Origin of the sequence: Thermococcus sp. (genome assembly GCF_015521605.1) — an archaeon.
Lineage (GTDB): Archaea > Methanobacteriota_B > Thermococci > Thermococcales > Thermococcaceae > Thermococcus.
This window is the reverse complement of sequence record NZ_WANV01000030.1, coordinates 211,361-222,337: the sequence shown is the minus strand read 5'-3', so window position 1 is coordinate 222,337 and position 10,977 is coordinate 211,361. Positions and strand designations below refer to the sequence as shown.

At 53.6% G+C, this 10,977-nt stretch carries 11 protein-coding genes and 1 pseudogene; 7 read left to right on the top strand and 5 right to left on the bottom strand.

Going from position 1 to position 10,977, the window contains the following annotated elements:
• The 3 genes and pseudogenes from F7C11_RS07090 to prf1 form a co-directional block, all read left to right on the top strand.
• Positions 1-363, top strand: a pseudogene (locus tag F7C11_RS07090) (hypothetical protein); the annotation flags it as partial.
• A gap of 91 nt (positions 364-454) precedes the next feature.
• Entirely contained in the window at positions 455-691 is a 237-nt protein-coding gene (locus tag F7C11_RS07085) for a pro-sigmaK processing inhibitor BofA family protein (RefSeq protein WP_297092273.1), read from the top strand.
• 74 nt (positions 692-765) lie between these two features.
• Positions 766-2,013, top strand: coding sequence for a peptide chain release factor aRF-1 (gene prf1, locus F7C11_RS07080; RefSeq protein ID WP_297092271.1), 1,248 nt, complete (start codon positions 766-768; stop codon positions 2,011-2,013).
• A gap of 2 nt (positions 2,014-2,015) precedes the next feature.
• Here the strand turns inward: prf1 and F7C11_RS07075 are convergent, their stop codons facing one another.
• Both F7C11_RS07075 and F7C11_RS07070 read right to left on the bottom strand, forming a co-directional pair.
• On the bottom strand, positions 2,016-2,897 hold the full coding sequence (locus F7C11_RS07075) for a dihydrodipicolinate synthase family protein (RefSeq protein WP_297092269.1): 882 nt from the start codon (positions 2,895-2,897) through the stop codon (positions 2,016-2,018).
• Positions 2,898-2,992: 95 nt separating this feature from the next.
• Positions 2,993-4,921 (bottom strand): arginine--tRNA ligase, encoded by a 1,929-nt coding sequence (locus F7C11_RS07070; protein ID WP_297092360.1) that lies wholly within the window; start codon positions 4,919-4,921, stop codon positions 2,993-2,995.
• A 69-nt stretch (positions 4,922-4,990) separates the two neighbouring features.
• Between F7C11_RS07070 and F7C11_RS07065 the strand changes: the two genes are divergently transcribed.
• Together F7C11_RS07065 and F7C11_RS07060 are read left to right on the top strand one after the other, a co-directional pair.
• On the top strand, positions 4,991-5,269 hold the full coding sequence (locus F7C11_RS07065; protein WP_297092358.1) for a lipoate protein ligase C-terminal domain-containing protein: 279 nt from the start codon (positions 4,991-4,993) through the stop codon (positions 5,267-5,269).
• 9 nt (positions 5,270-5,278) lie between these two features.
• On the top strand, positions 5,279-5,851 hold the full coding sequence (locus F7C11_RS07060; protein ID WP_297092267.1) for a stage II sporulation protein M: 573 nt from the start codon (positions 5,279-5,281) through the stop codon (positions 5,849-5,851).
• Here F7C11_RS07060 and F7C11_RS07055 read toward each other — a convergent pair.
• Complete coding sequence (locus tag F7C11_RS07055; protein ID WP_297092356.1) at positions 5,780-6,913, bottom strand: DUF354 domain-containing protein; 1,134 nt, start codon at positions 6,911-6,913, stop codon at positions 5,780-5,782. The genes F7C11_RS07060 and F7C11_RS07055 overlap by 72 nt on opposite strands.
• Before the next feature lie 284 nt (positions 6,914-7,197).
• Here F7C11_RS07055 and F7C11_RS07050 point away from each other — a divergent pair, with 284 nt between their 5' ends.
• Positions 7,198-8,484 (top strand): UDP-N-acetyl-D-mannosamine dehydrogenase, encoded by a 1,287-nt coding sequence (locus F7C11_RS07050; protein WP_297092354.1) that lies wholly within the window; start codon positions 7,198-7,200, stop codon positions 8,482-8,484.
• Positions 8,481-9,614 carry a non-hydrolyzing UDP-N-acetylglucosamine 2-epimerase gene (gene wecB / locus F7C11_RS07045; RefSeq protein ID WP_297092265.1) on the top strand — a complete coding sequence of 378 codons (1,134 nt, stop codon included), beginning with the start codon at positions 8,481-8,483 and terminating at the stop codon, positions 9,612-9,614. The genes F7C11_RS07050 and wecB overlap by 4 nt, the downstream gene beginning before the upstream one ends.
• On the opposite strand, the gene F7C11_RS07040 is transcribed toward wecB, so the two are convergent.
• Positions 9,600-10,313 carry a hypothetical protein gene (locus F7C11_RS07040; RefSeq protein ID WP_297092263.1) on the bottom strand — a complete coding sequence of 238 codons (714 nt, stop codon included), beginning with the start codon at positions 10,311-10,313 and terminating at the stop codon, positions 9,600-9,602. The genes wecB and F7C11_RS07040 overlap by 15 nt on opposite strands.
• Complete coding sequence (locus tag F7C11_RS07035; RefSeq protein WP_297092261.1) at positions 10,310-10,888, bottom strand: hypothetical protein; 579 nt, start codon at positions 10,886-10,888, stop codon at positions 10,310-10,312. Before F7C11_RS07035 ends, F7C11_RS07040 begins: the two co-directional genes overlap by 4 nt.
• Positions 10,889-10,977: the final 89 nt, after the last annotated feature.

Here is a 10,977-nt window from a genome sequence, read left to right as displayed (position 1 = left end):
GACGTTATCGAGCCCCACGTAGGGAAGATACTCCCAAAGGCCATTGAACTGACCAAAAACAGGAACCCCTACGTAAAAGAAAATGCCATGATCCTATCCTACGAAATCGCTCGCAGATTTCCTGGCAAAGTATTGGACCTCAAGGATACCATAGTCAACGACCTTATAAACGAACTGAGGGAAGGAGACAAGAACACCAAGGGATTCGCGCTGATGCTTCTGGGGGAGATGGGCGCAGTCGAGGCCAAGGAGTACATTGAAGAGCTTGTCAGCATTGAAGATAAGGTTATACTCCCATTCGAAGGCAAGAAGTGGGTTCCCCTTGGAGAGATAGCAAAAGAGACTCTCGAAAAACTTTCGTGATTTGGAATTCCTTTTATTTATTTTAGCTTTCGTTCAAGTTTTTACAAAAAGTTAATAAAGAAGTTCGATCTCAAGAACCTGTGGTGATATCATGATAGCAGAACTGCTGTTCCTGTTTTTCCTGTTCTTGGCCGTATTACTGGTGGTCAAGGTTGGGCTCAGAATAATCCGATACCTTGTGGGCAATGCAATAGTCGGCCTGATAATTCTGTGGTTCACGAACTGGATTGGCCTCTCGAATGTACCGTTAACTGCGTTAAACGTCCTGGTGGTGGCAATAGGCGGCATTCTGGGCGTGATAGCCCTCATAGTAATATCCTGGTTTTAACCCACATTTCCTAAACTTTTATAAATTCCTCACTTTTTCTTCGTGCGGGAGAGGATTCTTGGGGAGTGATGATCATGTCTCACAAGTCAGCTGAAATGTATGAGTTGAAGAAGAAGGTTGATGAGCTGAAGAGCTATCGAGGTCGTGCTACTGAGCTGGTTAGTTTGTACATTCCAGCCGGCTATGACATAAACAAGGTAATGCAGCAGCTCAGGGAGGAGTACGGAACTGCCCAGAACATAAAATCCAAGTCAACCAGAAAGAACGTCCTTGGGGCCCTTGAAAGAGCCATGCAGCACCTCAAGCTCTATCGCAAGACCCCTGAGAACGGCCTTGCCCTCTTCGTCGGCAACGTTAGTGAACAGGAGGGTGTCAGCGATATAAAACTCTGGGCCATCGTTCCACCGGAGCCGCTAAAGGTCAGGCTGTATCGATGTGACCAGACGTTTGTGACGGAGCCCCTTGAGGAAATGCTCCGTGTCAAGGACGCATACGGCCTCATAACCGTTGAGAAAAACGAGGCAACGATAGGCCTCCTCCGCGGAAAGCGCATTGACGTCATTGATGAGCTGACCTCCAACGTCCCCGGAAAGACCCGCGCAGGAGGCCAGTCCGCGAGGCGTTACGAGAGGATCCGCGAGCAGGAGACCCACGAGTTCATGAAGCGCATAGGCGAACACGCCAACAAAGCGTTCCTCCCCCTCCTTGAGAAGGGAGAGCTCAGGGGCATAATCATCGGTGGGCCCGGACCAACCAAGGAGGAGTTCGTTGATGGTGACTACCTCCACCACGAGCTGAGGAAGAAGGTAATCGGCGTCGTGGACATAAGCTATCACGGCGAGTACGGACTCAGGGAGCTCGTAGAGAAGGCCAGTGACATACTCAGAGACCACGAAGCCGTCAAGGAGAGGCACCTTATACAGAACTTCTTCAGGCATCTCGTCAAGGACACTGGGATGATAACCTACGGTGAAAAGGAGGTCAGAAAAGCCCTTGAGCTCGGCGCCGTTGACACGCTCCTGATAAGCGAGGGATACGATAAGGTCAGGGTCAGGGCAAAATGCAACAACTGCGGCTGGCAGGAAGAGAAGACCATGAGCGAGCAGGAGTTCCACGTGTACAAGAAGAAGCTCACCCACTGTCCAAAGTGCGGCAGCCAGAACATAAACTTTGAAAAGTGGGATGTGGCGGAGGAGTTCATAAAAATGGCGGAAGAGAGCGGCTCTGATGTGGAGATAATCTCCCTCGACACGGACGAAGGCCAGCAGTTCTACAAGGCCTTCGGCGGTCTCGGAGCCTTCCTCAGGTACAAGATTCAATGAACTCAACCCAGCACCTCGGCGAGCAGTTTTCTTATCCCCTCCTTTACCTCCTCCCCGTCCATCATGTAGGGAGGCCTCAGGACGGGCTTTATCGAGAATCCCCTGAGCGACATTGCGAGCTTTATCGCCGAGCCGAAGGATGACGCGATGTCGTAGACCCTCGACAGCTTTGCCAGTCTTCTCGCGTGCTCGAAGGCTTCTTCAAACCGCCTTTCCTGGAATGCCTTGTAAAGAGCCAGATGAACCTCCGGGGCAAAGTTGGCGCAGGCCATTATGCCCCCGTCCCCTCCAAGGATCAGCGTGTTCAGGAAGTGCTGATCGAGGCCGGTGAACACCATAAAGTCCATCCTCTCCCCCTTGACGTCCAGAATTACGTCCCTGATGTGGTTCACGCTGTCTATCGTCTCCTTTACGCCGGCGATGTTCGAGTACTCCACGGCGAGGCGTTTGATGAGGGAAACGCTGAGGGGATTGGCGCAGGAGGGTATGTTGTAGAGTATGATGGGAATATCCGTTTTCTCGGCTATCATCGAATAGTGCCTGAACAATGCGTCATCGTTGAGGGGACAGTAGTACGGCGGGGCTATGACAACGTAATCCGCCCCGATATCCTGGGCGTGCTTCGTAAGCTCAATGACCTCAAAGGTGTCGGAGGACGCGGTGCCGACGAGGTAGAATGTCGATTTGACGAATTCCCTGCCTCTCTCAGCCAGAAACTTCCTCTCCTCGACACTGAGGCTAGTGAACTCCCCCGTTGTTGCGTTTATGAATATTCCATGAACACCGACAGTCTGGAGAAACTCAAGATGCTCCTCAAGGGCTGGAACGTCGATGGAGTAATCCTCGTTGAAAGGCGTTACAAGGGGCACTATAACACCACGCATGGAACCACCGAGAGGTTTTGGGATAGGGGGTATTTTAGGGTTCCGGGAGTTTTAGGAAATAGGGAAGAATATAGAATGGAGTTTAAAACGCCGGATCACATCCTATCCGGCGCTTCTATACCGAGCAGTTCGAGAGCATTCCTGAGAACCTGCTTTACCGCAAGCACGAGTAGCAGCCTCTCCTCCACTATGCCCTCTTCAGCCTTGAGCACCGGATGGTCCATGTAGAACTTGTTGAAAAGCGAAGCGAGCTCGTTGGCGTACCATGGAATCAGATGGGGCTTGACGTCCCTGCCGGCCTGCTCCACAATCTCCGGGAACTTTGCGAGGAGCTTCACCAGTTCTTTTTCCCTGTAGGTGAGCCGTGAAAAGTCCGCCCTCTCAAGGAGCGCCTCCGGGGCTGTCTCTATGCCCCTCTCGCCGGCCTTCCTGAGGATTGAGGCACAGCGCGCGTGGGCGTACTGGACGTACGGAGCGCTCTCCCCCTCAAAGTTGAGGACATCCTCCCACCGGAAGGTTATTATCTTGTCCGGGCTGTACTTGACGAGGTTAAAGCGAACCGCTCCAACGCCAACGGCCTCTGCTATTCTCTCCTTCTCCTCCTCGCCTAAGCGGGGGTTCTTCTCCTCCACCAGCTCCCTCGCCCTCTGGACGGCCTCACTGAGAACCTCATCAACCGTGAAGCCGACCCAGGTTCCCTTCCTGCCCGAGAACTTGCCCTCGGGCCTCACTACGTGCTCGTAAGCGAGGTGGTGAAAGTTCTCCGCACTCTCCTCAAAGCCAAGGAGCTGGAGGGCGTACTTTATAGCCATCTGGGGGTGCTTCTGCTCGGCACCGATGACGTTTATGACTATATCGGCCCTTCCAAACTTTCCGGGCATTTCCTTCCCGTCGGGGGCGGTCGTCCAGGTCTCGTGGTTGCCGCGCCTGTCCCACGACTTGTAGAGCATGTCGGCACTTACCTTTCCGAACTTCCAGAGGTGATATGCTATGTCCTTGCCAGTATATGTGGCAGTTCCGTCGCTCCTCTTGAGGACGAGGAAGGGGTTCTTCATGTCCGGGAAGAGCCTCCTGAGGTCCATCACAAAGGCCCCTTTGTACTTGCCCTCCGTGGCCCAGAAGAAGTTCTCGTTGGCCTCGATGAGTTCGTAGGCCTCGTCAAATATGCCGCTCCGCATTATGTCGCTCTCCCAGCTGAGCAGATCATAGGCTATGCCCATGCGGTAGGTTGTCAGCATCTGGGCCTTAACCACCCTCTCGGCCAGCTTCCTCCCGATTTCCGCTATCTCGTTGTTCCCCTCTTCCAGCTTCTTCATCAGCTCGCGGACTTCCCCCTCAACCTCCGGGTTCTCCTCTATGCGCTTGTTGACCTCGACGTATAGCAGGCCCATAACATGGTCTATGAAGTCCTCCTTCAGCCCCTTCTCTCTCAGCTCCGCCTCAAGCCTCTCAAACTCGTCTTTTAGATGGAGATAGCCCCAGAGAACCTGGGCAAACTGGACGCCGAGGTCATCTATGTAGTTTTGAACCTCGACGGTATAGCCGAGCTTCCTCATTATCCTCGCCATCGTGTCGCCGAGTACCGCGTTCCTGGCGTGTCCCATGTGGAGGGGCTTTGTTGGGTTCACCGAGGTGTGTTCAACGATGACCTTCTTTCCTGCCCCAACATTACCCTCCCCGTAGGCGTTCCCTTCCTCAAGTATCTCGCGAACGAGGTTCCTGCCGAAGACATTGTAGTTCAGATAGAAGTTTATGTAGCCGTTCACGGCCTTGACTTCGGAGATTTCCTCCGGGAGTTTCTCCTTGAGCCTTTCAACGATGTCTTCGGCGATGAGCTTCGGTGCCCTCCTGAAAACCCTCGCCAGCTGGAAAGAAACCGTTGTTGCGAAGTCCCCAAGCTCGATGCTTGGAGTGTCGTCGAACGTTATCTCACCTTCCCACTCTTTTCCAGCCTCGTCCAGCATTTCTTTCAGAGTTTCCTGGAGGATGAGCTTGATCTTCTCCTTAACCTGAGCGTATCCCATTCCCACCACCGCAACCACTTATACCCAACCTTTAAAAAGTTCTCCGAACCATTTACTTTGGGGATGGGTATGAAGCACCACGTTGGAGAGCACAAGGCCAGAAAGGGTCTGATAAGAATAGAGTTCGACGAGAGGGAGGGTATAGCCGAGCACGTCAAGATCACCGGAGACTTCTTTATGCATCCCGAGGAGGCCGTCCAGGAGCTTGAAAAGAAACTTGAGGGGCACAAACTCGAAGAACTGGAGCAGATTATAGACGAGTTCTTCGCTGTGAGGATGGACATAGAGATGCCCTACATCAACGTTGAGGACTTCAAGATAGCCCTCAAGAACGCCCTCAAAGAGTGAGGTGAGGGTATGCCCAGGCTCAACGTGGAGGTTCCCAGAAAGACTTTTGGCTACCTGCTCCTCGTATTTCTCGCGGCTTCCTTCGTCGGATACATCTTCGCCGCTGGAAATCCCGGAGCGGCCTTTGATGCCGTCAAAAAGCTGGCCGAACAGATAGGCCCCCTCTCGGATTCCAGCTTTGAGAACTTCCTCAAGATATTCACCAACAACTCGATGGTGGCACTCTTCATGCTCCTCTCGGGCCTTTTCTTTGGTCTGGGGCCATGGCTGATAATGGCGTTCAACGGTTTCATGGTCGGTCTCGTTGTTAGGGCCGTTCAGGAGAGCGGGGAGCTTTCATTCCCCCAGATAATCCTGGGTCTGGTACCCCACGGAATCATTGAAATACCAGCGATAGCGCTCGCGGGGGTCTCGGGCATAGTCTGGTACCGTGAGATAATAAAGGGCGAGGGAGAGACGGGGGAGCGGTTCAAAAGGGGGGCAGTAAAGGCGTTAAAGCTCTTCGCACTTTCAGTGCTGCTCCTCCTTGTGGCGGCCGTTGTTGAGGCTTACGTAACCCCGCGCGTTGCCGGGGTCGGATGATTCCTCCATTTTCATTGTCATGAAGGTTCCGAACTCCTCGTAGGTCTCTATCTCCCGGAGGATGACGTCCATGGGGTTCTCAAAGCCGCTTACGACGCTTCTTATGTAGGCGCGGTAGCTTCCGTTCATATCCATCATGCGCTCCGCCATCCTGGCGACCTTCACCGGATCGGTCGAGTGGAACTTCAGGCCCTTCTCCACGAGCCACTTTGTAACGGCCAGCAGCCTTCCGGGATAGGTTGAAATCGTCGGGGTTCCGAGGGCTATGGCCTCCCTGTTCATCGTCCCCCCGGCGCCTATCATGAGCCTGGCATAGTAGAGCAGGCTGAGGCTGTCAACGGGTCTTTCAGGCATTATCACGTTCTCGAAGCGTTCGAAGTGTTTTCTCTGCTCCTCCGTACGGGGGAAGAGAACTATGGGGATCTCAGGGAGAAGAGGGATAACGTCCTCAAGCACGCTCTTTGGCGGCCCGTTGAAGTAGTTGGCCTTTATCGGTTCGGTGCGCATGACTATGTACTCCCGGGGCTTTATCCCGAGTTCTCTCAGGACAGTTCTGCTGGGAAGGAAGCCGTAGAGGTGTGCAAGCTCGGAGAAGCCCTTAACCGGGCGCATGCCGTTGGGATCGGCACCACATCTGAGGAGCTCGTATGCGTCTATAGCCGTCGGATACAGGAGGAGCGTGGTGTAGGGAAGGATCAGCTTGTTCTGTGCAACGGCCGTTTCGTTATCAACGAAACCGACGGAGGGTATCTGAAGACCGAAGGCGACCCTTGGTGCCTCGGCGGAGTGCTTGTAAAGGGCTAGATCCGGCTTTTCTTCAATGATGAGCTTGGAGAGCTTGTACATCCTCTCGGTGCTCGCCAGGAGCTTTCCCTCAAGCGTTGCACCGCCGTGCTTCCCGACCACGTAGTAGTCAATTCCAAACATGTCCAGAATACCGGTTAACCCATCGAACTCCCGCGTAGTGACGAGAACCTCGTGACCGGCCTTTTCAAGCTCCTTTATTATACCCTTGAAAAAGTGAACGTGAGGAGCGTTCGTGATGTCAATCCATACCCTCATTTCATCCACCAATTTACTGGACAACTCTGTTCAATATAAGGCTTTCCCAAAAACGATTGTGAAGCCTTCTTTTCAAAGTTTTTTCATACCGTTTTGAAGCGAACGAACGTTTAGAACGCTTTCTTTCGATGAAATTGAGGACATTACAGGACAGCATCTCAGCGGAAGAACGAAACCACCGGGGAAGTGCCCCAAAATCGTACACATCCCGGAAACCCGGCCAGAAATCGTTTTCTGGAAAAGACTTTTATTCAGGGATGGCACTAGGGTAATGGGTGAAGGGCATGCTGGAGAAAATAGAAAGCAGGAAAGCAGAGATAGCGGTGATCGGCCTGGGATACATCGGTCTTCCGACGGCCATAATGTTCGCCAATGCAGGTTTCCACGTTACGGGCTATGAAATACGGAAAGATGTCGTTGAGAAGATAAACTCGGGAAGGGCCCACATAGTTGAGCCCGAGATAGATAATCTCCTCAAAAAGGCAATTGATAACGGAGCCCTTCGCGCAACTTCCGACCCGGAAGACATCAGAAACAAGGACGTTTACATAATATGCGTCCAGACCCCCCTCAAGGAGGATAAAACCCCGAATCTGGAGTACCTCCAGAATGCCGTTGAGACCGTTGCGAAGGCCATGAAAAAGGGGTCGCTCATAATAATTGAGAGCACTGTTCCACCGCTCACAACGGTCAGGATGGCCGAGGTGGTTGAAAAAATAAGCGGACTCCGGCCGGGTGAGGGCTTTTATATGGTTCATGCGCCCGAGAGGGTAATGCCCGGCAGGATATTCAAAGAGCTGGTTTACAACTCACGGATTTTTGGAGGGATAACCCCCGAAAGCGCCGAACTGGCCGAGAGACTGTATCGGTCATTTGTCAAAGGACAGACGTTCAAAACGAGCTCAACCGTCAGCGAAGTTGTCAAGCTCATGGAGAACACCTTCCGTGACGTTAACATAGCCCTCGCCAATGAGTTCGCCCTCCTCGCTCACCAGTATGGGATAGACGTTTTCGAGGCCATAGAGCTGGCCAACACCCATCCGAGGGTCAGGATCCATGTGCCGGGCATAGGGGTTGGTGGACATTGCCTTCCGAAGGATCCGCATCTCCTCGTCTGGCCTGCCGAGAGGGACTTTGGGCTGATTAGACTGGCAAGGGAGATAAACGACTCGATGCCCCTGCTCACGAGGGAACTCCTGCTCAGCGCCCTTGAAGAGGCCAACATCCCCCCGGATAGAGCCGTTGTTGCGGTTCTCGGCCTGGCCTACAAGGGCAACAGCGACGACACGCGAAACTCGCCGGCCTTCGCCTTCATCGAGAGTATAAGGGACAACGTCGCCGAGATAAGAACCTACGACCCCTTCGTGGGAGGAACCCACGAGAACCTTGAGGACGCTATCAGAGGAGCGGACGCAGTCGTTATAGCCACGGACCACACCGCTTTCAAGTCCCTAGACTGGGAGAGGTTAGGCCGGCTGATGAGAACCCGGATTCTAGTGGACGGAAGGCATATCGTCGATGAGCCGCCGCGGGGCTTCATATTCAGGGGTGTCGGGAGGGGAGAGTATTGAGGCCGGCTTTCGTCTTTGGAACGAGGCCGGAGATAATAAAGCTGGCACCGGTCATACGGGCGTTCGAGGAAAGGGGTGTCAGGCCACTTCTCATCCACACGGGACAGCACTACGACTACGAGATGAGCAGGGTTTTCCTGGAGGAGCTTGAGCTCGATGGAATCGACTATCACCTTGAGGTCGGCTCAGGCACACAGGCGGAGCAGACCGGGACGGCCATGATAAAGATTGAAAAGGTTCTGGTGAACGAAAAACCCGATGTGGTGCTCGTCCAGGGCGACACCAATACTGTTTTGGCAGGTGCTCTGGCAGCCGTCAAACTGAGGATACCCGTGGCCCACGTTGAGGCAGGATTAAGGAGCTTTGACAGGACAATGCCCGAAGAGATAAACAGAATCCTGGCAGACCATGCAAGCGAGGTGCTCTTTGCCCCAACGGAGGAGGCGAGGAGGAACCTTGAGAGGGAGGGAATAACCGAGGGTGTTTACGTCGTAGGCAACACGATAGTTGATGCCGTTCTTCAGAACTCGGAGATAGCGGAAAGAAAGAGCGACGTCCTTGAGAGGTTCGGCCTTAAACCAAAGGAGTACATCCTGATAACCGCCCACAGGGCCGAGAACACGGACAGCATGGAAAACCTCACAAAGCTCATTGAAATACTTGAGGCCCTCCCAATGAGGGCAATCTACCCCATGCACCCGCGCACGAGGAACAGGCTGAAGGAGTTCGGCCTCTGGGAGAGGGCAGGCTCGATCAAGAACCTGATCATAACGCAGCCCCTCGGCTACCTCGACTTCCTCAAGCTGGAGAAGAACGCCTTCGTGGTAATGACGGACTCCGGTGGAATACAGGAGGAGAGCATAATCCTCGGCGTCCCCTGTCTCACTCTCCGCTACAACACGGAGAGACCGGAAACTGTGAAGGCCGGCGGTAACGTCCTCGTTGGCCTGGAGAAGAATAGGGCTATCCACTACCTCCAGAAACTCATTGAGGAAAGGGAGTTCTACAGAAGAATGGCCGGGGCACCGAATCCCTTCGGCGACGGGAAGGCCGGGGAGAGGATAGTGGAAATATTGCTGAAACTCCACGATAGGGGAGAGCTGAGGGTCAGGAGTTCAAGGTTCATCTGAGGGCCTGAGGGTTCGTGCCCATTCCTCGATTTCATTCCCAACCTCGCCGGCCATAACACTCCAACAGCTCTTATCGGCCAGCTTGCCGCGCCTCACCTCAAGGACGTTCCAGTAGACAACCTTCAGCGAATAAGGGCTCCCATCGAGGTCAGCCCTTGCTTTGGCGGTGCGGAAAAGGTCGACAGCAAAATACTGCAGGTCATCGGTTTTGCTTGAATCCCCGGAGTATCTTTCCTCCACTGAAAGGTAGCTCCCAACGTCACCGCTGGAGCTCATGTAAACCAGGATGCTCGCGTAGCAGTTTTCGTAAAAGACCTTGTTCTCGTGCCCGTAGAACGGGACAAAAATGATGACCACAGAGTCGTTTATCCTTGAGGGCAGTCCTCCACCCGGAAAGACGATGACGGGTCTCACGTGTGAGAACTCTGGGGAGAGGTTCTCCGATTCCAGAACCTTCATTATGGCGGCCTTCAGAGAGCCCTCAGATTGCCCGTGGTAGTCAAGCTCTGGAGAAACGCCTGAGATCAGCTCAAGCTCAATGGGCATGTCCACGACTACCCTTCCCCGGATGGTAACGTTGGCCAGGTGGTCAAACTCGCCCCTCGACTTCCAGGAGACGCTGGTTGAAAAGGAGAAGTAAAAGACAAATGAGTAAACCACGACGATGAGGAGCGCTAGGGTTATCCCCTGGCGGTTCATCCAGCCTCACCGTCCGTCACGTGTTTGATGTTCCCAACGACAGCTTTTGCCGCCTCCCTCATGAGGTAATCCTGATACCCCCTGAGGCCGATGATTCCCCTGGACTCATCGGAGACATCAACAAGAACGTAAGCCTGAAACTGGGGTATTTGGGTATCTTCAAAATCCATCAGTGCCGCCGTCCCGTCTGTGGCGTTCCTGTACCTGAGGTAGTGTGTCGGGTCGCCGGCGCTTGAATAGACTGCGATTACCCGTACGTGACCCCTCGCAAGTACAGGGGAATAGCTGACGTTGAACCATTTAACCCAGACAGCCAGGAACTGACCGTCGCACTCAACCGGGGCACTGAGCAGGAGCACCTTGTACCCCCTGCCCCTGAGCTCCTCCGCAACCATCTTTCCAAGGGGAGAGTCAGGATAAACGCAGAATCCGTCGTTAAATGTCGCGTTGACGCTTTTCATGCTCCCGGTTCGGGCACTTGTGTGGGTTTCCGGCCTGGCCATGAAAAAGTTGCCGAAGTAGAAAGTGAACGAAAGGACTACCAGGACTAAGACGACAGCGTAGACTTTCCTCATCACGCTCCCCGGTTAACTCATCGGCGCCGAAAATTTAAACTTTTTGGAGTCATGACAGAACGATGTGTGGAAGGACTATATATTAGTTA

Coding starts and splice junctions, on each gene's coding strand:
- F7C11_RS07085 (WP_297092273.1), top strand. CDS start 455: ATGATAGCAGAACTGCTGTTCCTGTTTTTCCTGTTCTTGGCCGTATTA.
- prf1 (WP_297092271.1), top strand. CDS start 766: ATGTCTCACAAGTCAGCTGAAATGTATGAGTTGAAGAAGAAGGTTGAT.
- F7C11_RS07065 (WP_297092358.1), top strand. CDS start 4,991: ATGAAGCACCACGTTGGAGAGCACAAGGCCAGAAAGGGTCTGATAAGA.
- F7C11_RS07060 (WP_297092267.1), top strand. CDS start 5,279: ATGCCCAGGCTCAACGTGGAGGTTCCCAGAAAGACTTTTGGCTACCTG.
- F7C11_RS07075 (WP_297092269.1), bottom strand. CDS start 2,897: ATGCGTGGTGTTATAGTGCCCCTTGTAACGCCTTTCAACGAGGATTAC.
- F7C11_RS07035 (WP_297092261.1), bottom strand. CDS start 10,888: ATGAGGAAAGTCTACGCTGTCGTCTTAGTCCTGGTAGTCCTTTCGTTC.
- F7C11_RS07070 (WP_297092360.1), bottom strand. CDS start 4,921: ATGGGATACGCTCAGGTTAAGGAGAAGATCAAGCTCATCCTCCAGGAA.
- F7C11_RS07050 (WP_297092354.1), top strand. CDS start 7,198: ATGCTGGAGAAAATAGAAAGCAGGAAAGCAGAGATAGCGGTGATCGGC.
- F7C11_RS07040 (WP_297092263.1), bottom strand. CDS start 10,313: ATGAACCGCCAGGGGATAACCCTAGCGCTCCTCATCGTCGTGGTTTAC.
- F7C11_RS07055 (WP_297092356.1), bottom strand. CDS start 6,913: ATGAGGGTATGGATTGACATCACGAACGCTCCTCACGTTCACTTTTTC.